General features: G+C 42.2%; 19 protein-coding genes. 1 reads left to right on the top strand and 18 read right to left on the bottom strand.

What is annotated here, in order from left to right:
• Nucleotide 1 precedes the first annotated feature (1 nt).
• The 7 genes from ADH52_RS08500 to ADH52_RS08530 form a co-directional block, all read right to left on the bottom strand.
• Complete coding sequence (locus ADH52_RS08500) at nucleotides 2-508, bottom strand: hypothetical protein (RefSeq protein ID WP_049510937.1); 507 nt, start codon at nucleotides 506-508, stop codon at nucleotides 2-4.
• A gap of 125 nt (nucleotides 509-633) precedes the next feature.
• Nucleotides 634-1,308: a LiaF transmembrane domain-containing protein gene (locus ADH52_RS08505; RefSeq protein ID WP_049510938.1), complete on the bottom strand. Its 675-nt coding sequence runs from the start codon at nucleotides 1,306-1,308 to the stop codon at nucleotides 634-636.
• Nucleotides 1,309-1,312: 4 nt separating this feature from the next.
• Nucleotides 1,313-1,759, bottom strand: coding sequence for a LytTR family DNA-binding domain-containing protein (locus ADH52_RS08510; protein ID WP_049510939.1), 447 nt, complete (start codon nucleotides 1,757-1,759; stop codon nucleotides 1,313-1,315).
• Between the two features lie 113 nt (nucleotides 1,760-1,872).
• Nucleotides 1,873-2,376, bottom strand: a complete 504-nt coding sequence (locus ADH52_RS08515; protein ID WP_049510940.1) for a phosphatase PAP2 family protein — start codon at nucleotides 2,374-2,376, stop codon at nucleotides 1,873-1,875.
• A gap of 94 nt (nucleotides 2,377-2,470) precedes the next feature.
• The gene (locus ADH52_RS08520; protein WP_049510941.1) at nucleotides 2,471-4,231 is read right to left on the bottom strand and encodes an ABC transporter ATP-binding protein; all 1,761 of its coding nucleotides are present in this window, start codon (nucleotides 4,229-4,231) and stop codon (nucleotides 2,471-2,473) included.
• Nucleotides 4,221-5,990, bottom strand: a complete 1,770-nt coding sequence (locus ADH52_RS08525; protein ID WP_049510942.1) for an ABC transporter ATP-binding protein — start codon at nucleotides 5,988-5,990, stop codon at nucleotides 4,221-4,223. The genes ADH52_RS08520 and ADH52_RS08525 overlap by 11 nt, the downstream gene beginning before the upstream one ends.
• Complete coding sequence (locus ADH52_RS08530) at nucleotides 5,965-6,435, bottom strand: MarR family winged helix-turn-helix transcriptional regulator (RefSeq protein ID WP_049510943.1); 471 nt, start codon at nucleotides 6,433-6,435, stop codon at nucleotides 5,965-5,967. The genes ADH52_RS08525 and ADH52_RS08530 overlap by 26 nt, the downstream gene beginning before the upstream one ends.
• A gap of 214 nt (nucleotides 6,436-6,649) precedes the next feature.
• On the opposite strand from ADH52_RS08530, the gene ADH52_RS08535 reads away from it, so the two are divergent.
• Complete coding sequence (locus tag ADH52_RS08535; RefSeq protein ID WP_080977851.1) at nucleotides 6,650-7,291, top strand: DUF308 domain-containing protein; 642 nt, start codon at nucleotides 6,650-6,652, stop codon at nucleotides 7,289-7,291.
• 54 nt (nucleotides 7,292-7,345) lie between these two features.
• Here the strand turns inward: ADH52_RS08535 and ADH52_RS08540 are convergent, their stop codons facing one another.
• From ADH52_RS08540 to rpoB, 11 genes are all read right to left on the bottom strand, one after another.
• Complete coding sequence (locus ADH52_RS08540) at nucleotides 7,346-8,062, bottom strand: YebC/PmpR family DNA-binding transcriptional regulator (RefSeq protein WP_000532879.1); 717 nt, start codon at nucleotides 8,060-8,062, stop codon at nucleotides 7,346-7,348.
• Nucleotides 8,063-8,158: 96 nt separating this feature from the next.
• The gene (locus tag ADH52_RS08545; protein WP_049510945.1) at nucleotides 8,159-9,529 is read right to left on the bottom strand and encodes an MATE family efflux transporter; all 1,371 of its coding nucleotides are present in this window, start codon (nucleotides 9,527-9,529) and stop codon (nucleotides 8,159-8,161) included.
• Between the two features lie 114 nt (nucleotides 9,530-9,643).
• On the bottom strand, nucleotides 9,644-10,798 hold the full coding sequence (recA, locus tag ADH52_RS08550) for a recombinase RecA (protein WP_001085456.1): 1,155 nt from the start codon (nucleotides 10,796-10,798) through the stop codon (nucleotides 9,644-9,646).
• A gap of 54 nt (nucleotides 10,799-10,852) precedes the next feature.
• Nucleotides 10,853-12,109 (bottom strand): competence/damage-inducible protein A, encoded by a 1,257-nt coding sequence (locus ADH52_RS08555; protein ID WP_049510946.1) that lies wholly within the window; start codon nucleotides 12,107-12,109, stop codon nucleotides 10,853-10,855.
• Between the two features lie 67 nt (nucleotides 12,110-12,176).
• Nucleotides 12,177-13,214 carry a biofilm formation/cell division transcriptional regulator BrpA gene (gene brpA, locus ADH52_RS08560; protein ID WP_049510947.1) on the bottom strand — a complete coding sequence of 346 codons (1,038 nt, stop codon included), beginning with the start codon at nucleotides 13,212-13,214 and terminating at the stop codon, nucleotides 12,177-12,179.
• Between the two features lie 7 nt (nucleotides 13,215-13,221).
• Nucleotides 13,222-13,740, bottom strand: coding sequence for a GNAT family N-acetyltransferase (locus tag ADH52_RS08565; protein WP_042751725.1), 519 nt, complete (start codon nucleotides 13,738-13,740; stop codon nucleotides 13,222-13,224).
• Complete coding sequence (gene tsaE / locus ADH52_RS08570; protein ID WP_049487427.1) at nucleotides 13,730-14,173, bottom strand: tRNA (adenosine(37)-N6)-threonylcarbamoyltransferase complex ATPase subunit type 1 TsaE; 444 nt, start codon at nucleotides 14,171-14,173, stop codon at nucleotides 13,730-13,732. Before tsaE ends, ADH52_RS08565 begins: the two co-directional genes overlap by 11 nt.
• Before the next feature lie 94 nt (nucleotides 14,174-14,267).
• On the bottom strand, nucleotides 14,268-14,897 hold the full coding sequence (locus tag ADH52_RS08575) for a hypothetical protein (protein ID WP_049487487.1): 630 nt from the start codon (nucleotides 14,895-14,897) through the stop codon (nucleotides 14,268-14,270).
• 133 nt (nucleotides 14,898-15,030) lie between these two features.
• Entirely contained in the window at nucleotides 15,031-15,453 is a 423-nt protein-coding gene (gene ndk, locus ADH52_RS08580; RefSeq protein WP_049510948.1) for a nucleoside-diphosphate kinase, read from the bottom strand.
• A gap of 108 nt (nucleotides 15,454-15,561) precedes the next feature.
• Nucleotides 15,562-19,239, bottom strand: a complete 3,678-nt coding sequence (gene rpoC, locus ADH52_RS08585) for a DNA-directed RNA polymerase subunit beta' (protein WP_049487426.1) — start codon at nucleotides 19,237-19,239, stop codon at nucleotides 15,562-15,564.
• Between the two features lie 32 nt (nucleotides 19,240-19,271).
• Nucleotides 19,272-22,883, bottom strand: coding sequence for a DNA-directed RNA polymerase subunit beta (gene rpoB / locus ADH52_RS08590; RefSeq protein ID WP_049510950.1), 3,612 nt, complete (start codon nucleotides 22,881-22,883; stop codon nucleotides 19,272-19,274).
• Nucleotides 22,884-23,034: the final 151 nt, after the last annotated feature.

The following is a 23,034-nucleotide window of genomic DNA, read 5'->3' on the forward strand; positions in this document are numbered from 1 at the left end:
CTTAGTCAAGAATCAAATCAATATCTTCAGGAGCGTAACTAAGTTTAGCAGAAATCCACGCTACATCACTGTAACGCTTTTCATCTTCTGTATGGAGATTTTTACCTACCAACCAGCTATCATGCTCATCATTCTCTAAACGGACAAATTTCACTGCTCCTTGAGCTGTTTCCAATGTTTTACCTAAAAAGAATGATAGATTGTGTTCACGGATTAACTGTCTAGCCACTTTTGAAGTGGCATCTTTTTCCCGTGTCCATCCGTGATAACGTTTAATGATGGCCTTGGCATCTGCCAATTCTTTGGTTTTCTCCATATCAACGTTGTATTGATCCTCTTTTAGAATCAACTCTGTACCCACGGAAAAATAAGCCGTCTCATTATCTAAAATGAGAGAAAGATTGTAAGGCTCATAATTGTGCTTGGTTTCTCTACGACCGTAAGCCCAAGCTGTTTCACCATTCAATCCATTTTCGTCCGTCAATCTTACTTTTTTATAACCTTTCATTATTTCTTTTTCTCCTTTCTTTAATTTTTGCAACGAAAAAAGAGAGCGATTTTCTCGCTCTCTCAAGATATATGATATTTAATTTTTCATTTTCCCAAAACTCTAGACACTTACGGAAGATTTTTTTATTTGACGTAGACAACACCAAGTTTACCAAAAGCCACTTCCCCGCGAATAATCAAGGTTTTGCTTGTTGGCGCTACAGGAGCGTCTGCCTTGGCTGCACCAAAGGATGTTTCTACTTTCAAATCGACACGCCAGTGTTGTGGAACATAGACGGTTGCATTTCCGAAAGCCACTTCGATATTTAAAGTTGCAAAATCACCTAACATCTCTGCATTGTCATAGTAGGTTGTTGCATTTCCAAAAGCAACTTCTACTTGGTCTTCTACAAGATCTTGATCTTGTTTATAGAAAGTCCCACTTCCAAAAGCAACTTCCTTATCTGTTAGAATGGTCTTTTCCCCATCATACCACCATTTTTTCCCGTTCCAAAACTTACTTGAGTGAGTGAGATAGCCAACACCTAGCACTGCTAAGATACTAGCCCAAAATAGAGACTGATTTGGGATAGGCAAAATGTTATAAAAATGATTTGCAATCATTAAGGCTACTAGAGCTGTAAAAACTGCTGATGTCAGGTGACGACGAAGCAAAGCCTCAACTGATTGGTAGGCAAAAAATCCAATACCAATCAAAGGCCAAATGTGCCCTCCCAGAGAAGGGATTCCAAAATTTCCTTGTAATAATATTAAAGCCGCCAATACTAGCAACACAATACCAAATGCTTTCTTTTTCATCTTCTTACCTCATGTTTCTTAGATTTTCTTTTAGGAGGGATTGATAGTGCCGCGACACGTGAACCTCCTTGTGGGTCTGATAAAAGGAAATAGTTCCTGTCCCTGAAAAGGACTTGTCAACCGAGTAAACCTGACGGATATTTGCAATAGTCGACTTGGATACCCGACTAAAATAGCGAGGAAGGATAGACTCTAACTCATAGAGTTTGAGCCGAACTTCGTAGGCATCTTTCTGGGTATGGGCGTAAATCTTGTTCCCCTCTGTTTCAAAGAAAAGAATTTCCGACAAGTCCAGATAATATTCACCCGTCCCCTTGTAAAAAATCAATCTAGGAGACTTGGACTCTTGCAAGAGCCGCTGTAAATCCGCAATCTCATCTGTCAAAGTCGCTGCCTTGATGATAATTTCAGTTTCCTCTAAATTGCTGTCAATTTCGATTCGTAACTTCATTCCATCTCCTTTCTGACTCTACTATATCAAAGCCAAAATAAGAAAACAAGAGCAAAAAAGCAAGTGGTTACTTTAGACTCGTAAGTGGTTGTAAGGCTACCTTAACTTACAGGTCAACATAGAAAGAAAAGCACACCCCACACAAGAGCACAAATATAACCAACCACTACATCCTTGGGATAATGCACACCACCTAGGACTCTCACTAGACCGAGGAGAGCTGATAAGACCAATAAGATAATCCCTAGAGATAAACTAGCATGAAGGCAAGCCATGGAGATAATGGTTGCCGAAAAGACATGACGACTGGGCATAGACTGACCAGGACTATCTCTGTCAAGCAGAGGTTTAATATCCCATTCCTCATAAGGCCTAGGGGCATTGACTTTCTTACGAAGAAAGGACAAAATCACAAAACCTGACGCAGGGACAAACACATAGATCCAGACCTGTTTCCCAAGTCCTTCTTGGAAGTAGGTAGTGGCTAACAAGGTCAGATAAACTATAGGCATAACTACTGTCATGAAGCGATTAAAAGTTCTTAACAGTCTCAGAAAGATAGGCTTATTTTCAATCTTACTAGCAATATGGTCATACCATTCTTGATAATTTTTCATATATTTTCTCATCACTTACTCAAATTTTGCTTATAGGGAAGCACTTGTCTTCTAGTATAGTGCAGAAAAAGAAGGCCGTCAAGCCTTCTTAGATTTATTCTTCTGCTTCATCTTCTGTAAACTGACTGTTGTAGAGGTCAGCGTAGAAACCAGCTTGTGCCATCAGCTCCTCATGATTGCCTTGCTCGATAATATTTCCATCTTTCATAACCAGAATAAGATCAGCATTTCGAATAGTAGACAAGCGGTGGGCGATGACAAAGGAAGTTCTTCCCTCCATCAAACGGTCCATGGCTTTCTGGATTAATTCTTCCGTCCGTGTATCAACCGAAGATGTCGCTTCATCTAGGATTAGGAGTGGTGCATCTTTCAGCAAAGCACGAGCAATGGTCAAGAGTTGTTTTTGTCCGACAGACAAGGTCACTGTATCATCCAAGACGGTATCGTAACCATCTGGTAGAGTCATGATAAAGTGGTGAATCCCTACAGCCTTGCTGGCTTCAATCACGCGCTCATCACTAATCCCCTTTTGGTTATAGATAAGATTGTCGCGAATGGTTCCTTCAAAGAGCCAAGTATCCTGCAAGACCATTGAAAAGGCATCATGTACTTCCGAACGCTTCATCTCTTTGGTATCCACACCATCGATGCGGATACTTCCCTTACCAATCTCATAGAACTTCATCAAAAGATTGACAATGGTTGTCTTCCCAGCTCCTGTCGGCCCTACAATAGCAACCTTTTGACCTGCATGAGCTGTCGCAGAAAAGTCATGTATAATGGTTCGCTCTGGTGTGTAACCAAAGGAAACTCGATCAAAGACCACTTGACCTTTCATGTCGCTCAATTGTCTTTCTTTATGGGATTCATCTTCCATTTCCTCTTCACCTAAGAATTCGAAGACACGCCCCATGGCTGCGCTAGCCTGTTGCAGACTAGTAATCCCTTGAGCGATTTGTGAAAGAGGCTGAGAAAAGATACGAACGTAGGCCATAAAGGCAACGATAATCCCGATGCTAATCTGCCCATTCAAGGTCAAGGCTGCACCAACGATAATCACCAAGGCATAGCTAAAGTTACCAATAAACATCATAATCGGCATCATAATCCCTGAAATAAATTGAGATTTCCAGATACTATCATACAGACGATTGTTTAATTTCGCAAACTCTTCTTTCGTGCTCTCGATAGCATTATAACTGGTCACCACATTATGGCCAGAGTACATTTCCTCCACATAGCCATTGACAGCCGCCAAATCCTGTTGCTGACTCTTAAAGAATCCCTGCGATTTGCCCATAAAAACGGACACGAAAGCAAAACCGATTAGAGTTGAAACAACCGTCACCAAGGCTAAAATCCAGTTCATCCCAAACATGGTTACCAAGACGGCCACGACCAGTAAAGTGGATGAAAGAACTGTTCCCAGACTTTGATTGAGGGACTGGGCTGCAGTGTCAACGTCATTGGTTACACGAGACAAGGTATCTCCTTGAGAATGTCCATCAAAATACCCCAATGGAAGACGATTAATTTTCTCTGCAATCGCTGTTCTCAAACGCTCTGAAAAACGTTGTATGGCTGTTGTAAACAGAAAGGCTTGCAAATAATTTGATAGAAGCCCAATCACATAGATGACGGCCAAAAAACTACCAATAGCTGCAACCGCCGCGACATCCACACTTGTTTCCAAACCACTGGCAATAATATTAGTCATTTCCTTGATGCGGGTTGGACCATAAACAGTAATGATATTGGATAAGATTGTTGCTAGAAAGGCTATAAGAAGGGCAAACTGGAGACCTGCAAGATAGGGTTTACTCTGTTTCCAAAGAGACATTTTCTTATTTTCCATGTTCCAATTCCTCCTTCGATAGTTGTGAATAGGCAATTTCTTGGTAAACTTCGTTATTAGCTAGAAGTTCCTTGTGGGTGCCTTGTCCCACTACTTTTCCTTGATCCAAGACCAAAATCAAATCTGCATCCATAATCGTTGAAATACGCTGTGCAACGATAAGCTTGGTCATAGACTTGGTTTTCTCTGCTAGCTCTTGGCGTAGGACACGGTCTGTCTTGTAGTCCAAGGCTGAGAAGGAGTCATCAAAGATGAGGATTTCTGGCCTCCGAGCCAAGGCACGCGCAATGGCCAGACGCTGTCTTTGGCCGCCTGAGAAGTTGGTTCCTCCTTGGGCCACTTCTGACGATAAGCCCGCTTCCTTGTCTTCGATAAAGTTTTTAGACTGGGCCAATTCCAGAGCTTGCCACATAGTCTGCTCACTAAGCGGTGTTTCTTGACTGTGTCCAAAGTCTAGATTGCCCTTGACATCACCTGAAAAGAGAACCGCTTTCTGAGAAATATAACCAACCTTGTTGCGCAAATCTTTCAAGTCATAGTCTTGAACATTGACACCATCCACCAGAATTTCTCCTGCTGATACGTCGTAGAAACGTGGAATCAGATTGACCAGAGTTGATTTACCAGAACCTGTTGACCCAATAAAGGCCACTGTTTGACCAGCTTCTGCTCTAAAGCTAACATGCTCAATAACCGCCTCCGAATTTACCGCATAGCGGAAGGTCACATCCTTAAACTCGACCTGACCTTTGAGGTTTTCATCAGCCAGCTGCACTTGAGCAGGGTTTTGGATAGAAGAATGCAAATCTAAAACTTGATTAATCCGCTTAGCAGAGACCATAGTTCGGGGAAGAACGATGAAGAGCGCCCCCATAAGAAGGAAGCCCATGACAACCTGCATAGCATAAGACATGAAAACAACCATGTCACTAAAGAGAGGCAGACGCGCTGTTGGAGCAGCATCGCTGATTACATAGGCCCCAATCCAGTAAATCGCCACACTCAAACCACTTGAAATTCCCATCATGATGGGGTTCAAAATAGCCATAAGACGATTGACAAACAAATTCAAACGTGTCAGCTCATCATTTGCTGCTGCAAATTTTTCATTTTGGTAATCCTCTGCATTGTAGGCACGAACAACACGAATACCTGTTAAACTTTCACGAGTGATACTGTTCAGTTTATCAGTCAGACTTTGAATCAAGGATTGTTTTGGAAAGGCTAGCGTCATCAAAACTGTCGTCATCAAAACATTGACAATCACTGCCACAAGTACGGCCCAGAGCCAGTATTCTGAATGACCTAAAATCTTCCCGATGGCCCAGATAGCCATAATCGGACCACGCGTAACCACTTGCAAGCCCATGGTGATCAGCATCTGAACTTGAGTAATATCATTAGTGGTACGAGTTAGGAGACTGGGAATAGAGAATTTCTTAATCTCTGTCTGTGAGTAGTCTAAAACTCGGTTAAAAATATCACTTCTCAGCCTACTAGTGTAAGAAGCAGCCACTCTGGATGCAAAAAATCCAACTGCGACTGCGGATAAGAAGGCTAGAAAGGACATGCCCACCATCATACCTGCTGGTTGCCATAACTCATCCAAATTGGTAGCCTGAGTTCCCAGTAAATCCGTGATTTTAGAGATATAGGTCGGCACTTCCAAATCTAGATAAACCGAAAAGCAGGTAAAGAGAATGGCTAGTAAAATCATCCCCCATTCTTTTCTACTAATTCGTTTTGCTAATTTCTTCATTATCTCCTCCTATTCTCTTGATATTTTCCTGTAATTGATTGAGGACTTTCTCAAAAATCAGTAATTCGCCTTCATCTACGTCTGCCAACAACTGCTTGTCTATGCGTTTAAAAAAGGCCTTAAATTCTTGCATTTGAGAACGCGATTTTTCCGTCAGACGAACAAACTTAGCCCGCTTATCGCTAGAACTCGCCTCCAATTCTACCAGACCATTTTGCACCATACGCTTGACCAAGTTACTAGCAACAGACTTGCTAATATTGAGTTCCTTCTCAATATCTTTAATCAAGACCAAGTCTTGGTTTTCCTCACGGATATCCAAAAAACGTACAACCTGACCTTGCGGTCCACCCATAAATTCAATACCACAACGTTTTGCTTCCCTTTGTACCATCAGATGAATCTGATGACTAAAACGCTTAAAGACCAACATCGGTTTATCCATAATTGCTCCTTTCTAACCCTTGTATTTAGTTCTCCTAGGAACTAAATAAGTTTTCATGAGAACTATTTTACCATTTTCAGAAAAGATGTCAAGAAAAAAGTTTTCATGAGAACTATCTTAGTTTAAATTGACATTAGGCAATATCTTTTATATAATAAGCGCTAACTACTGTGGATAGAAATCCATTCACTCAATGAAGGGAGAAAACTTTCAAATGAAACCAGAAGAAGAAAGAGTTTTAGGAATCTTAGCAACCATTTTTGGAGCCATCGCACTTTTAGGATCCTGGATCCCGTTTATTAACTATCTATCGTTGTTCATCGCCATCGTCGCATTTATCTTGGGGATTATTGGCCTTATCGTCAACCTCAAAAAACGGAAAACAATGGCTATTATCGGAACATCCCTGGCAGTTGCCTCTGTTGTACTTTTCTTTACGACTCAGGCACTATACGCTGATGTCTACAAAGAGTATGCCAAGGAGTTTAACCGTTCCTACATGGATACGAGTGCCTCAATGGAACGCGAAGAAAAAAGCGGCTTGACAGACGATACCTTCGCATGGACCCAAGAACAGTTCGACGCCTTAATCGAAGGTGACCCTGACAACAAAGGAAAAGGTGGTACCACCTACGAGGATATTATCAACAAACACGGAAAGCCAGATTCCGATTTTGACTTCACTCTTGGGGATTACAATACGAAAAAAATCACCTATATCTCTATTGGAGACAAGACTAAGACTGTTACCTTAACTTTTGCAAAAGATGACAATGGACAGCTCTTGCTCGTCCAAAAACATGCAGTCGGTCTAGGTCTAGAAAAAAGCAAGCAACAAAACGATTCTGAAACCTGAGTCTAAGTTCAAATATCAAAAAACGAACAGCTATTAAAACTGTTCGTTTTTCTATTAGAATCCATCTACGTTTGTGTAGATCTTTTGTACGTCTTCGTCGTCTTCAAGAACGCTGTAAAGTTTTTCAAAAGTTTCAAGGTCATCCCCTGACAATTCCACTTCTGACTGAGGAATCATTTCCAATTCAGTAACTTGGAATTCTTCGACACCTGACTCACGAAGGGCAACGATAGCCTTGTGAAGGTCAGTTGGAGCTGTGTAAACTGTGATTGTACCTTCTTCTGCTTCTACATCATCCACATCCACATCTGCTTCTAGCAATTGCTCAAAGACTGCATCCGCATCTTCACCTGCAAATACAATAACACCCTTGTTATCGAAGAGGTATGAAACCGAACCTGAAGCACCCATGTTTCCGCCGTTTTTACCAAAGGCTGCACGGACATTAGCCGCTGTACGGTTGACATTTGAAGTCAAAGTATCAACAATCAGCATAGAACCATTTGGTCCAAAACCTTCGTAACGTCCTTCTGTAAAGGTTTCGTCTGTGTTCCCTTTTGCTTTATCAATCGCTTTATCAATAACGTGTTTTGGCACTTGCGCTTGTTTAGCACGGTCGATAACGAATTTCAAGGCTGAGTTTGATTCTGGATCTGGATCACCTTTTTTAGCTGCTACATAGATTTCTACACCAAATTTTGCATATACTTTAGAGTTAGCTCCATCTTTAGCCGTTTTCTTGGCTACGATATTGGCCCATTTACGTCCCATTAGGAATCTCCTTTTTTCACATTTTAATCTTTCTTATTATAACACAAGTTTTTTCGATTTTCACTAGAGGAAATGGATTTTATTCAGTAAATCCAACTAGGATTGCACTTTGGTTACCAATATTGCCTTGCCTTCTTTTATCAAGGGGTGACGGAACAGTGAGAAGTACAGCTGAATGGTCATGGCAACCCAGATAAAGGGTTCGCAAAGGATAACTCCCTTATAGCCTGCCCAAGGAATAATCAAAACCACAAAAGCAATTTTCCCGATTAGTTCTATAAAGCTAGAAACTAGAGGAAGGATCTTTTGCCCCAAACCCTGCAAACAATTGCGATAAATCAATAAGAGACTCAAAATAGGATAAAAGGCTGAACTGATTTGCAGATAGAGACTTCCATTTTCTATCAAGTAATCATCTGTCGAACTAGCCAAGAAGGAAACCAATGCTGGACTGGCAAAAAAGAGGAAGATACAAACAAAAACTGCCCAGGATATACTTAAACGACTGCCGATTCGAAAACCTTGAACAATGCGGTCTGGGCGCTTAGCACCTAAATTCTGAGAAGCAAAGGTCGTCATCGAAGCGGAAATAGCGGTCATAGGAAGAAGGGCGAAGGCCATAATGCGTCGAGCCGCCGTCTGGGCACTAATAATCACTGCACCAAAGGTATTAACAGAAGACTGTAAAATCACACTGCCGATAGATACAATTGAACTCATCAATCCCATAGCCAAACCTTGCTCCAAAAGATCCGAATATAAGTCCTTGTCCCATTTGAAATGCTTAAACTGAGGCAAAAGTTCTGGCACGCTCTTACGGATATAATAAAAGCATAAAACCGCTGATAATCCTTGTGAGATAATAGTCGCAAGTCCCGCAGATTGAACTCCCAGATGCAATTGTGTAATGAAATAGAGATCCAGAACCACATTAACCAGAGCAGAGAAAATCAGAAATCCAAGCGCTGCCAGACTGTCCCCAATGGACCGCAACAAACCTGCAAAAAGATTATAAGCAAAGCTGACACCGACACAAGTCACGATCATAGATATATATTGATAAGATTGAGGAAGAATTTCTGCAGGAGTATCTAGGTATTGCAAGAGTGAATACAAACCAAGAAAGCCCAGCAGCATCACTACAACACTCAAAAGAGCACCTAAAATCCAGGTGGCTGCTACTGCTTCCTTGATTTTAGTAAAATTCCGAGCCCCGTAATAACGGGCAATGACAATCCCCATCCCATTGCCAACACCAAGAGTAAAACCTACAATCAGGTCAAAGATTGCTGTTGTCGCTCCTACTGCAGCCAAGGATTCTTGACCAAGAAAACGCCCAACAATCAAGACATCAGCAGTGTTATAGAGCTGTTGAAAAATATTTGATAGCAAGATTGGGAAGGCAAAACTCACAAGCGAGGGAAGAATAGGACCATGAATCAGGTCCACTGTTCGTTTTTTATTCATAAGGCTATTATATCAGCTTTCTAGAAGAGCGACAAGAAACAGCAAACTATAGGCAATCTGAAATATTGAACAAAGAATCGAAAAAGCAGTGGATTCCTCCACTACTTTGACAGCTTATTCTTCAATTTCGATTTCAAGCTCATCGCCTAGGTCAAGAGTCACTTCTTCATTCACAGAGTCTACTTGAGCTGCTTCATCTTTTTTGCTTTCAGCAGCTTCTTCTCCATCAATCAAACCAAATTGAACACGGACTTGATGGTCAATCTCATCAAAGACTTCTGGGTTATCTGCCAAGTATTTCTTAGCATTTTCAGAACCTTGCCCAATTTTCTCATCCTTGTAAGAGTACCAAGCTCCTGCTTTTTTGATGATATCCAAATCGCTTGCGATTTTCAAGAGTTCACCAGTCTTAGAAATCCCTTCTCCGTACATGATTTCAACGAAGGCTTCCTTAAATGGTGGAGCCACCTTGTTTTTCACGACCTTGATCTTAGTTTCTTTACCGACATTGGTGTCTTTTTGATCACCAGTTCCTTTGATTTGTGTGCTTCCACGAACATCCAAACGGACTGATGCGTAGAATTTCAGAGCACGTCCACCAGGAGTTGTTTCTGGATTTCCAAACATGACCCCAACTTTTTCACGTAATTGGTTGATAAAGATGGCAATTGTTTTGGTTTTATTGATAGAAGCACCAAGTTTACGCATAGCCTGGCTCATCATACGAGCCTGCAAACCAACGTGGCTATCTCCGATATCTCCATCAATTTCCGCACGAGGTACAAGGGCAGCAACTGAGTCGACCACGACAAGATCCACGGCTCCTGAGTCAATCAATTTTCCTGCAATCTCAAGACCTTGCTCTCCTGAGTCTGGTTGTGACAAGAGCAATTCGTCAATATTGACCCCAAGAGCTGCAGCATAAGCTGGATCAAGGGCATGCTCCGCATCGATAAAGGCTGCAATCCCACCTTCTTTTTGCGCTTGCGCAACTGCATGAAGGGCAACCGTTGTCTTACCAGATGACTCTGGCCCATAGATTTCAATGATACGTCCCTTAGGATAACCACCTGAACCAAGGGCAATATCAAGAGCCAAGGAACCTGAGCTCATCACTTGCACTTTTTGCTCTGCACGTTCACCCAAACGCATGATTGAACCTTTACCAAAGTCTTTCTCAATCAATTTAAGAGCATCATTCAAGGCTTTTTCACGTTCTGCCCCGAATTTTTTTGAAATTTCATCTAATTTTTTTGGTTTTTTCGCCATTCTATTCTCCTACATTCTAATGGTCCTCAGACCTATCTACTATTATATCAAAAGTTAGTCACTTAATAAAGCCTTGCGAACTAGGTTAAAGGCATGCATAACCGCAATGTGCCGTACATCTGCTCGACTTCTGCCTCCAATATTAACCTTGATGACTTCAGTTCCATGCTTTTGAGCCAAGCCTATGAAGACTGTCCCAGCTGGGTGCCCTTCTAGGCTATCTGGTCCTGCCACTCCAGTCAAACTAAGGCCAAAATCTGACTGGGTCTTGCTTCGCGCCTGCTCAGCCATCTTCTGAGCTGTAAATTCAGACACCACACCGTGCTCTTCCAAATCCTTGACAGGAATATCCAACATTTTTGATTTTTCCTCCAAGCTATAGGTCACAAAACCACCCTTAAATATACTTGAAGCTCCTGAAAAATCTGCTACGGTAGCTTGGAAAAGACCTGCCGTCAAGCTCTCTGCAGCCGTGATGGTTTTCCCTTGCCTTTTCAGTTCTTCTACCACAATGCTGGCTAAACTAGTTTCTTCCCCATAACCATAACAGAAGTCTCGTAAAGAAATTCCTTCGAAAGTCTGGTGGTCCAAGATTTGATTTTCCAAGATATCCAGCACTTGATTCGCTTTTTCTTGACTACTAGCTTTTGTTGACAGACGCAGAGTGACTTCTCCTGTCTTGGCATAAGGAGCCAAGGTAGGATCGGTTTGATTATCAATCAAATCAGACAAAATCGTAACCAACTGACTTTCGCCAATCCCAAAGAAACGAAGAACTCGGGAATATAGCTTGCTCCCTGTCATCAACTTGGGTAGAAGGTGGTTTAAGACCATAGGCTTCAATTCACTTGGTGGACCGGGAAGGACGACATAGGTCACTCCATCTACTTCCAATATTCCCCCCACAGCCAGTCCTGTTTCGTTTGGTAGCGGAGTCGCTCCTTCTACAAGTTGAGCTTGTCTTTCGTTATTCGGTGTTCGGGCATAGTCTGGTCGCTGGGCAAAAAAGACATCCAACTTCTCCTGAGCCTGAGGATCGAAGACTAATTCTTTCCCTAAAAATTTAGCCAGAGTTTGTTTGGTCAAATCATCCTCAGTTGGCCCTAAACCACCTGTCAAAATCACCAGACTGCTACGTTGACTGGCAATCTCAAGCAGGGATAAGAGACGAGCTTCATTGTCTCCTACAGCTGTCTGAAAATAAACATCTACCCCAATCTCTGCTAGTTTTTCTGATAAAAACTGAGCATTGGTATTGACAATCTGTCCTGTCAAAATCTCTGTTCCAACAGTAATGATTTCTGCTTTCATGTTTCCTCCTACCTATCTATTCGTATTTTTTTGAAAAAATCGCAGGAAATTTCCCACGATTTCATTATTAATTTTGTTCTATTTCTACACTTGAAGCATTCGTTGGTGTAGCAGTTCTTCCAAGAATTGCTTCGTATAACACAGCATTGGTTTCTACTTCAGTTACTTCCTCTTTACCTAGTGAACGACGTAAGAGATTTTGCATTTCTAACATATGCTCAGTTGTAACAATCTGGTAAGAAATGCCCTGCAGTTCAGCATCTTCTCCTCGCAATTGATGTGTTTCAATATTCTTGAAGGAATCTTGATAACCAAGTAATTGTGGAATACTTTTCGCTGATAAATCAATGTTGGTCTGCATATTGGTACTTAGGGCTTTTAAGATAGACTGATAGTGACTAACACTATTCAAGCTAAGAACTTTTTCAACAACCTTTTGAATGACTTCACGCTGACGCTTCTGACGTCCGTAGTCCCCTTCTGGATCTTGGTAGCGCATGCGAGAATAAACAAGCGCTTCTTCACCATTTAGAGTTTGCTGTCCAACACCAATGGAAATTTTATTAAATTCTTCCTGGTCAGTAATCGAAATTGGAAAACCGAGTGTATTATTTACAGTCACCCCGCCAACTGCATCAACCAATTGTTGCAGCCCCTGCATATTCACCATAACGTAACGATCGATATGAATATTCATCATTTTCTGGATAGTTGAGATTGCCAATTCCGCACCACCACCAGCGTAGGCGGCATTTAGTTTAGCTTCCTCAACACTACCATCTTTATGCTGAATTTTAGTCAAGATATCACGTTCCAAACTCAACATCGTTGTTTTTTTCGTATGCGGATTAACCGTTAAGAGAATCATGGAATCACTATTTCCCTCCCAAGGGTCAGTTCGTTCTACGTTTCCAGTATCAACCCCCATTAAAAGGATCGTTAAGGGTTCAGTCGCCTCAATAACATTGGTTTCTTCCCCTATTTTTTTATAGGTCTTTGATAAGGTTTGTGTGCCTTGCTGATAAATGGTATAAGCAAAAACACCGACACCCAAAACTGTCACAGCTAGAAAAGTTAGCACCATTCCAATAATTTTTTTTACCATATTACTATCAATCTATCAGTCTACCCATCAGGTAAACATCTATAAATTTCCCTTCTTCTATGTACGCACCGCGATCTTGTCTACCTTCAATGACAAAACCATTCTTTTGATATAAATGAACTGCAGCCTGATTACGAGTTTGAACAGTGAGTTGAAGTCTACGAAGAATGCCACTAGCCTGCGCCCATTCTACAACTTCTTCAAGTAACAAACTCCCCAGTCCATTATTCCAATACTTCTTACCAATCACAATGAAGAGATCTCCAATATGCCGAACTCTCTTGCGCTGGTCAGCTGTAATATTTACAATACCAGCAATTTCATCATTCAGCAAGGCTAGTAAAGTGATTTGATTTTCTGAATGAGCCTGTTTATCCAAAAACAACTCCATCTCAGTATCTGTCATCAAAATGCCATCCCTGTCCAGACTGGTAAAATCTGTTTCTACACTGACACGATTTAAAAATGATACTAACTCAGCCGCATCTTCAACTTCTGCTTCCCTAATGAGCAACTCATACTCCATGTTGAAGCTCCTCTAAGAGTTTTTCTGCACGTAAACCCTTTGCTTGGAAATTCAGCCTGCGACCGTCTTCTTCTTTTAGAATTTCCAATTCTAAATAAGTATCTGGTAAGGCATCACCTAAAAGATGTCCCCACTCGATGACAGTCACCCCGCCACCAAAGAGAAACTCATCTAAATCAATAGAATCAGCATCCCCCTCAATGCGGTAAACATCTAAATGATAAAGAGGAAGACGACCTTCATACTCTCTTACGATAGTGTAGGTTGGACTCTTAATCATCTGAGTAATCTGTAATCCTTTAGCAAGACCTTTTGTAAAGGTCGTTTTGCCTGCTCCAAGTTCTCCAGTTAGAATTAAGACATCATTCTTTTCTAATAAATAGCCCAAACGTTCCCCTAAGGACTGTAACTCTTCTTCGTTTTTAGTGTACATGTTTCTATTATACCAAAAACTTGTTCTTTGTCTAGGTATTATCTCTGAATTCCATATTATGAATTAAAAACTTGAGCCAGTCCTTGTTATGATCTTAAAATAGGAACAGTAAAAAGACAACTAACAAGATATCTCTCATCAAATGACTGTAAAATGAAACTTCCCAACGAATGACTTTTGGCACCAACAGTTCTAGAAATAGCATTCCCAAGGCAATATAAAAGGTCATGGATAATAGCATCCAAGGATTTCTGAGAAAGATTAGAATAGCTAATCCACTAATAAAACACATTTCCTTCTTTCCAAAAATCTTTTTCAATCCATTTACATACTTCTGAATCGGCAGAAAAACTAACAAATCAATACCAAATAAGAAAAAGAAACTCGGTAGAAAGGCTTCCACACCCCCTTCTACGGATGTATTTCCTGCAAGGATATGCTCTATGACAATTAAAGCTAAACCCAAAATATTTACTAATAGCAAGAGACTATACAAGAATTGTTGCTTATCTTCCTTAAAAACTGAATAAGATTGATTTCCCTGCCCTCTATAGTAGTTTATCCCTGCCCCAATACTGGCAAGGAGCAACATACCTACTAAATAATAGAAGCAGTTTTGATTTAACATCAAGGCCCAAGTCGATAAACTTAAACAAGAACAGCTACTAATACCAAAAACTGTCAGCAATAACAAAATACGAATTTGCTTTTTCATTTTTTCCATCATTCTTCCTCCCTTACTTGCTCTTATTATAGGCTAGAAATCCTCCCCATTGCTAGAATATTTCTCAACTGTCAGTTTTCTACTCTAAAATGCAAAAAAGTTTGATGCAAGTAACCCTTACATCAAACTTTTACTACTTTCCGTCAAACCAAAGAGTAATTTCTCGCTTAGCTGACTCTTCTGAATCTGAACCATGCACAACATTTTGAATAGCTTGATTTTCACTAGCAGCTTTTGCAAAATCACCTCGAATAGTTCCTGGTAAAGCTTCTTCTGGACGAGTAGCACCCATCATGGTCCGCCAAGTTTCAATTACTTTGGGACCAGAAATGATACCTACAAGAACTGGGCCTGAAGTCATGAATTCACGAATCGGTGGGTAAAAACTTTGACCAACCAAGTCCTGATAGTGCTGATCAATCAACTCTTCTGAAACCTGTGAACGCAACTCCAATTTTTCGATTATAAATCCACGTTGTTCGATGCGTTTCAACACTTCACCTACTAATCCTCTTTTTACACCATCCGGTTTAATGATAAAGAATGTTTGTTCCATACCCGTCTCCTTTGTCAGCTTCTTTCTTTTATTTTACCACATTTCATGGAAAAATGGAGAAAGTTTTCAGAAAAGAGAAAGAGAACCCGAAGGCTCTCTCATTCTCTCTTATTCTACTGTTTCTTCCACAGTTTCAACGGCAGTGTCCACAACTACTTCTGTTGTCTCTTCATTTCCTTCTTCCTCTACTGGAGGATTAAGGTATTCTTCTTCGTTGATAGCTTGTGGTTCAAGGTTACGGTAACGGGCCATACCAGTACCTGCTGGGATGATCTTACCGATGATAACATTTTCTTTAAGTCCAAGGAGATGGTCTTTCTTACCACGGATAGCCGCGTCAGTAAGGACACGAGTTGTTTCCTGGAAGGAAGCCGCTGACAAGAAACTGTTGGTTTCAAGTGAGGCTTTGGTAATTCCCATAAGAACTGGGCGACCTGTCGCTGGAACTCCACCTGCAATAAGGACATCTTTGTTGGCATCTGTAAAGTCATTGATATCCATGAGGGTACCCATGAGAAGATCTGTGTCACCTGGATCCATGACACGAACTTTACGGATCATTTGACGAACCATTACCTCGATGTGTTTGTCACCGATTTCTACCCCTTGGCTACGGTAAACTTTTTGTACTTCACCGAGAAGGTAAGTTTCAACTGACAAGACATCACGAACTGCAAGGAGACGTTTTGGTTGGATAGAACCTTCTGTCAGAGCAGCACCACGCGCTACTTGGTCCCCAACTTCTACACGCATACGAGCTGTAAATGGAACGACATATTCCCCTTCGCCAGTTTCACCCTTAACAAAGACTTTCTTAGTACGAGTTGATGCATCTTCTTCGATAGCTGTAACTTGTCCTTTAACCTCTGTGATAACCGCTTCCCCTTTAGGATTGCGAGCTTCAAAGATTTCTTGGACACGAGGAAGACCCTGAGTGATATCGGTATTTGAGGCAACCCCACCCGTGTGGAAGGTACGCATTGTAAGCTGTGTACCAGGTTCCCCGATAGATTGGGCAGCGATTGTACCGACTGCTTCACCAACTTCAACCGCATCACCAGTCGCCAAGTTGATACCATAACAGTGACGGCAGACACCATGACGAGTGTTACATGTAAATACAGAGCGGATAGTCACTTCTTCCACACCAGCATTCACAATTTCACGCGCCTTGTCTTCTGTAATCAATTCATTTGGACCGATAATCACTGCACCAGTTTCTGGATGTTTAACAGTTTTCTTAGTGTAACGACCATTGAGACGCTCTTCGAGAGACTCGATCATCTCCTTTCCTTCTGCAATAGAGCGGATCAAGAGACCACGGTCAGTTCCACAGTCGTCCTCACGGATGATAACATCTTGGGCAACGTCAACCAAACGACGAGTCAAGTAACCTGAGTCGGCTGTCTTAAGGGCCGTATCGGTCATACCTTTACGAGCACCGTGAGTTGAGAAGAACATTTCGAGTACTGACAAACCTTCGCGGAAGTTTGAAAGGATTGGCAATTCCATGATACGTCCGTTAGGAGCAGCCATCAGACCACGCATACCGGCAAGCTGTGAGAAGTTTGAGATGTTACCACGGGCTCCAGAGTCCATCATCATAACGATTGGGTTCTTAGGATCTTGGTTGGCAATCAAGCGTTTCTCAAGTTTTTCACGGGCAGCACGCCATTCAGCTGTAACGGCATTGTAACGCTCGTCGTCTGTGATCATACCGCGACGGAATTGTTTGGTGATTTGTTCTACACGTTTGTGTGATTCTTCAATGATTTCAGCTTTGTCATCAACGACTGGGATATCGGCAATACCCACTGTCAATCCTGCAAGAGTTGAGTGATGGTAACCGAGGTTCTTCATACGGTCAAGTAGGGCAGAAGTTTCTGTCGTACGGAAACGTTTGAAGATTTCAGCGATGATATTTCCAAGGTTTTTCTTCTTGAATGGAGGGTTAAGTTCAAGATTGCTGATTGCTTCCTTGATATCTCCACCAAGTGGCAAGAAGTATTTAGCTGGAACGCCTTCTGTCAAGTTGGCATTGTTTGGTTCTTGCAAGTATGGTAGACCCTCTGGCATAATGTCGTTGAAGAGGATTTTACCAACTGTTGTAAGCAAGACCTTGTGTTTTTGCTCTTCTGTCCAAGGCTTGTTGAGGCTGTCTGTTGCGATACCAACACGTGAGTGGAGGTGAACATAACCATTACGGTAAGCCATAACCGCTTCGTCACGGTCTTTGAAGACCATTCCTTCACCTTCACGACCAGCTTCTTCCATGGTCAAGTAGTAGTTACCCAAAACCATGTCCTGAGATGGAGTAACAACTGGTTTACCATCTTTCGGGTTCAAGATATGCTCAGCAGCTAGCATCAAGATACGAGCTTCTGCCTGAGCTTCTTCTGAAAGCGGTACGTGGATGGCCATTTGGTCCCCATCAAAGTCAGCATTGTAGGCTTCACAGACAAGCGGGTGCAAGCGAAGGGCCTTACCATCAATCAAGACTGGCTCGAAGGCTTGGATACCCAAACGGTGAAGGGTCGGTGCACGGTTCAAAAGCACTGGGTGTTCTTTGATCACTTCTTCAAGGATATCCCAGATACGCTCATCTCCGCGTTCCACCAAGCGTTTAGCTGCTTTGACGTTTTGCACGATATCACGAGCGACAATTTCACGCATCACGAATGGTTTAAAGAGCTCGATTGCCATTTCACGTGGCACACCACATTGGTACATCTTAAGAGTTGGACCAACGGCGATAACGGAACGTCCTGAGAAGTCAACACGTTTACCGAGCAAGTTTTGACGGAAGCGTCCTTGTTTACCTTTAAGCATGTGGCTCAATGATTTAAGAGGACGGCTACCTGGTCCTGTGATTGGACGACCACGACGACCATTGTCAATCAAAGCGTCAACTGCTTCTTGAAGCATACGCTTCTCATTTTGAACGATGATACCTGGTGCATTCAACTCAAGCAAACGAGCCAAACGGTTGTTACGGTTGATAACACGGCGGTAAAGGTCATTCAAGTCAGATGAGGCAAAACGGCCACCATCCAACTGCAACATTGGACGAAGATCTGGTGGAATAACCGGAAGGATGTTGAGAATCATCCATTCAGGTTTGTTTCCAGACTTGTAAAAGGCATCCAAAACATCCAAACGACGGATGGCTTTGACACGTTTTTGTCCAGTTGCTGTTTTCAACTCTTCTTTGAGTTCAGCAATTTCTTTTTCAAGATCTACTTGTTTTAAAAGGTCTTGGATAGCTTCGGCACCCATCTTGGCAACGAATGATCCATAACCATACTCACGCAAGCGCTCACGATATTCGCGCTCTGTCATGATAGACTTGTGCTCAAGTGGTGTATCCTTAGGATCAATCACCACATAAGCCGCAAAGTAGATAACTTCCTCGAGGGCACGAGGACTCATATCAAGGGTCAAGCCCATACGGCTTGGAATCCCCTTGAAGTACCAGATGTGAGATACAGGAGCTTTCAACTCAATGTGCCCCATACGCTCACGACGAACTTTTGTACGCGTTACTTCAACCCCACAACGGTCACAAACAATTCCTCTGTAACGAATGCGTTTGTACTTACCACAAGCACATTCCCAGTCTTTTGTAGGACCAAAGATAACTTCATCAAAGAGTCCTTCACGTTCTGGTTTCAAGGTACGGTAATTGATTGTTTCAGGTTTTTTGACTTCTCCATAAGACCATGAACGGACTTTACTTGGAGAAGCTAGGGTGATTTGCATACTTTTAAAACGATTTACATCAACCACTATTTCTTCCCTTTCTATTCTAAGTGAACTGCTTATTCTTCTTCAGCAGCTTCTTCTGTTGCTTCCGCTTTTGTTGCTTTCTCAGCTTCTTCAGCTTCAAAGGCTGCTTTAGCCTCTTGGGCTGCTTTTTCGCGGGCTTTTTCAAGGTCATCTACGTGGATGACATCTTCGTCCATTCCTTCATCCAAGTCGCGAAGTTCCACTTCTTGGTCATCTTCGTCTAGGACACGCATGTCAAGACCAAGAGATTGCAATTCTTTGACAAGAACTCGGAAGGATTCTGGAACACCTGGTTTTGGAATTGGTTTTCCTTTTGTAATAGCTTCATAGGCTTTCAAACGTCCGTTGATATCGTCAGACTTGTAAGTCAAGATTTCTTGAAGAACATTTGACGCACCGTAGGCTTCAAGAGCCCAAACCTCCATCTCACCGAAACGTTGTCCACCAAACTGAGCTTTACCTCCGAGTGGTTGTTGGGTAACAGTTGAGTAAGGTCCGACTGAACGAGCGTGCAATTTATCATCAACCATGTGGTGGAGTTTGATCATGTACATGACTCCGACAGAAACACGGTTATCAAACGGTTCCCCAGTACGTCCATCGTAAAGGATTGTTTTGGCATCGCTATCCATACCAGCTTCTTTAACAGTTGACCAAAGGTCTTCAGAACTTGCTCCGTCAAAGACAGGTGTTGCGATGTGAATACCAAGAGTACGAGCAGCCATACCAAGGTGGAGCTCCATAACCTGACCGATATTCATACGTGATGGCACCCCAAGTGGGTTCAACATGATATCGACTGGAGTTCCATCTGGAAGGTAAGGCATGTCTTCTACAGGAACGATACGAGAGACAACCCCTTTATTTCCGTGACGTCCGGCCATCTTATCTCCGACCTTGATCTTACGTTTTTGAGCGATGTAGACGCGAACCAGCATGTTGACACCTGATTGCAACTCATCTCCATTTGCACGTGTAAAGATTTTAACATCACGAACGACACCATCGGCACCGTGTGGTACACGAAGAGAAGTATCACGCACTTCACGAGATTTATCTCCGAAGATAGCGTGCAAGAGCCGTTCTTCAGCTGAAAGGTCTTTCTCCCCCTTAGGTGTTACTTTACCTACAAGGATATCGCCTTCTTTAACCTCAGCACCGATACGGATAATACCCATTTCGTCAAGGTCTTTGAGGGCATCTTCACCAACGTTTGGAATTTCGCGAGTGATTTCTTCAGGCCCAAGCTTTGTATCGCGTGTTTCTGATTCGTATTCTTCAAGGTGGACAGATGTGTAGACATCATCTTTCACCAAGCGTTCGCTCATGATAACAGCATCCTCGAAGTTGTAACCTTCCCAAGTCATGTAGGCAACGATTGGGTTTTGTCCAAGCGCCATTTCTCCATTTTCCATAGAAGGTCCGTCAGCGATGAAATCGCCTTTTTCAACGGCATCACCAACTTTTACAAGAGTGCGTTGGTTGTAAGCAGTACCTGAGTTTGAACGACGGAATTTTTGGATGTGGTAAACATCCAATGAACCATCTTCACGACGAACTTCTACCTTGTCAGCATCTGCATAGGTAACTTTACCGTCGTACTGAGCAATCACAGCAGCTCCTGAATCGTGGGCTGCCTGATATTCCATACCAGTACCAACGTAAGGTGCTTTAGGATTAATCAATGGCACAGCCTGACGTTGCATGTTGGCTCCCATGAGGGCACGGTTGGAGTCATCGTTTTCCAAGAAAGGAATACATGCTGTCGCAACGGCAACTACCTGTTTTGGTGATACGTCCATATAGTCAACAACATTAGCTGGATACTCTTGGTTGACCCCTTGGTGACGTCCCATGACAACTTTCTCAGCAAATGTTCCATCTTCATTCAGACGAGAATTAGCCTGTGCTACAGTAAATTCATCTTCTTCATCGGCTGTCAACCAAACAATTTCGTTCGTAACAACACCTGTTTCACGGTCAACTTTACGGTATGGTGTTTGAACAAAACCATATTTGTTCAAGTGCCCGTAAGATGACAAGTTATTGATCAAACCGATGTTAGGTCCTTCAGGTGTCTCGATTGGACACATACGACCATAGTGAGTGTAGTGCACGTCACGTACTTCATATCCAGCACGGTCACGTGTCAAACCACCAGGTCCTAAGGCTGACAAACGGCGTTTGTGAGACAACTCAGAAAGTGGGTTGTGTTGGTCCATGAACTGTGACAACTGTGATGAACCAAAGAATTCTTTAACCGCAGCTGTTACAGGACGGATGTTGATGATTTGTTGTGGTGTCAAGACTTCGTTGTCCTGAACAGACATACGTTCACGGACATTACGTTCCATACGAGAAAGTCCAAGACGTACTTGGTTGGCAAGCAATTCACCAACGGCACGGATACGACGGTTTCCAAGGTGGTCGATATCATCTACACGACCAAGTCCTTCAGCCAAATTGAGGAAGTAGCTCATTTCAGCAAGGATATCTGCAGGAGTGACGATACGAACCTTGTCATCTGGATTGGCATTACCAATAATAGTTACGACGCGGTCTGGATCAGTTGGAGCAACAACCTTGAATTTTTGAAGAACAACTGGCTCAGTCACAACCGCTGCATCATTTGGAATGTAGACAATCTTGTTCAAGTCGCCATCCAAATAGCTTTCGATGCTTTCAATCACACTACGAGTCATGATTGTTCCAGCTTCTACCAAGATTTCTCCTGTTTCAGGGTCTACCAATGGCTCAGCAATGGTTTGGTTGAGCAAGCGTGTTTTAACATTGAGTTTTTTATTGATCTTGTAACGACCAACTGCTGCTAGGTCATAGCGACGTGGGTCAAAGAAACGAGCCACAAGCAAGCTACGTGAACTTTCAGCAGTCTTAGGCTCACCTGGACGAAGGCGTTCGTAAATTTCTTTCAAAGCTTCGTCGGTACGAGAGTCCATTGGGTTCTTATGAATATCTTTTTCAACAGTGTTGCGAACCAATTCGCTATCACCAAAGATATCAAAGATTTCATCATCACCTGAGAAACCAAGCGCACGAACCAAAGTTGTAAATGGAATCTTACGAGTACGGTCGATACGAGTGTAGGCAATATCTTTTGAGTCGCTTTCAAGTTCCAACCAAGCTCCACGGTTAGGGATAACAGTTGACCCGTAGCCCACTTTACCGTTTTTATCAACTTTATCGTTAAAGTAAACACCTGGTGAGCGGACCAACTGAGATACGATGATACGTTCACCACCATTGATGATGAAAGTACCCATTTCAGTCATGATTGGGAAATCACCAAAGAAAACTTCTTGGGTTTTGATTTCGCCTGTTTCTTTATTGATCAAGCGGAAGGTTACAAAAATTGGTGCTGAGTAGCTAGCATCGTGAATACGAGCTTCTTCTAGCGTGTATTTTGGTTCCTTGATTTCATATCCAACAAATTCCAACTCCATTGTGTCTGTGAAGTTTGAAATTGGCAATACATCTTCAAACACTTCCTTAAGACCATGGTCTAGAAAATCTTTGAATGAGTCAGTTTGAATTTCAATCAAATTTGGTAAGTCAAGAACTTCTTTGATTCTTGAAAAACTACGACGGGTACGATGTTTCCCGTATTGAACGTCATGTCCTGCCAAGATGATTCTCCTTTGTAAATAAGTTCCAAGCCTTGTCAATCAGGCTTTTCTAATCGTCATATGGTTTTAAAAACCCCTATCACCGTGTCCTCTTGATAAATTTTCAGAATCTTTAAGTCTTTGTTACAAGTACTCAAAATCCTGAAAAAAA

Source organism: Streptococcus pseudopneumoniae (genome assembly GCF_001072665.1).
GTDB classification, from domain to species: Bacteria; Bacillota; Bacilli; order Lactobacillales; family Streptococcaceae; genus Streptococcus; species Streptococcus pseudopneumoniae_S.

What these genes read in the sequence shown, in the direction of transcription:
- ADH52_RS08505 (WP_049510938.1), bottom strand. Translation starts at nt 1,308, where the DNA reads ATGAAAAAGAAAGCATTTGGTATTGTGTTGCTAGTATTGGCGGCTTTA.
- ADH52_RS08510 (WP_049510939.1), bottom strand. Translation starts at nt 1,759, where the DNA reads ATGAAGTTACGAATCGAAATTGACAGCAATTTAGAGGAAACTGAAATT.
- ADH52_RS08500 (WP_049510937.1), bottom strand. Translation starts at nt 508, where the DNA reads ATGAAAGGTTATAAAAAAGTAAGATTGACGGACGAAAATGGATTGAAT.
- ADH52_RS08575 (WP_049487487.1), bottom strand. Translation starts at nt 14,897, where the DNA reads ATGGAAAAAATGAAAAAGCAAATTCGTATTTTGTTATTGCTGACAGTT.
- brpA (WP_049510947.1), bottom strand. Translation starts at nt 13,214, where the DNA reads ATGGTAAAAAAAATTATTGGAATGGTGCTAACTTTTCTAGCTGTGACA.
- tsaE (WP_049487427.1), bottom strand. Translation starts at nt 14,173, where the DNA reads ATGTACACTAAAAACGAAGAAGAGTTACAGTCCTTAGGGGAACGTTTG.
- recA (WP_001085456.1), bottom strand. Translation starts at nt 10,798, where the DNA reads ATGGCGAAAAAACCAAAAAAATTAGATGAAATTTCAAAAAAATTCGGG.
- ADH52_RS08555 (WP_049510946.1), bottom strand. Translation starts at nt 12,109, where the DNA reads ATGAAAGCAGAAATCATTACTGTTGGAACAGAGATTTTGACAGGACAG.
- ADH52_RS08545 (WP_049510945.1), bottom strand. Translation starts at nt 9,529, where the DNA reads ATGAATAAAAAACGAACAGTGGACCTGATTCATGGTCCTATTCTTCCC.
- ADH52_RS08525 (WP_049510942.1), bottom strand. Translation starts at nt 5,990, where the DNA reads ATGAAGAAATTAGCAAAACGAATTAGTAGAAAAGAATGGGGGATGATT.
- ndk (WP_049510948.1), bottom strand. Translation starts at nt 15,453, where the DNA reads ATGGAACAAACATTCTTTATCATTAAACCGGATGGTGTAAAAAGAGGA.
- ADH52_RS08565 (WP_042751725.1), bottom strand. Translation starts at nt 13,740, where the DNA reads ATGGAGTATGAGTTGCTCATTAGGGAAGCAGAAGTTGAAGATGCGGCT.
- ADH52_RS08535 (WP_080977851.1), top strand. Translation starts at nt 6,650, where the DNA reads ATGAAACCAGAAGAAGAAAGAGTTTTAGGAATCTTAGCAACCATTTTT.
- ADH52_RS08515 (WP_049510940.1), bottom strand. Translation starts at nt 2,376, where the DNA reads ATGAAAAATTATCAAGAATGGTATGACCATATTGCTAGTAAGATTGAA.
- ADH52_RS08540 (WP_000532879.1), bottom strand. Translation starts at nt 8,062, where the DNA reads ATGGGACGTAAATGGGCCAATATCGTAGCCAAGAAAACGGCTAAAGAT.
- ADH52_RS08530 (WP_049510943.1), bottom strand. Translation starts at nt 6,435, where the DNA reads ATGGATAAACCGATGTTGGTCTTTAAGCGTTTTAGTCATCAGATTCAT.
- ADH52_RS08520 (WP_049510941.1), bottom strand. Translation starts at nt 4,231, where the DNA reads ATGGAAAATAAGAAAATGTCTCTTTGGAAACAGAGTAAACCCTATCTT.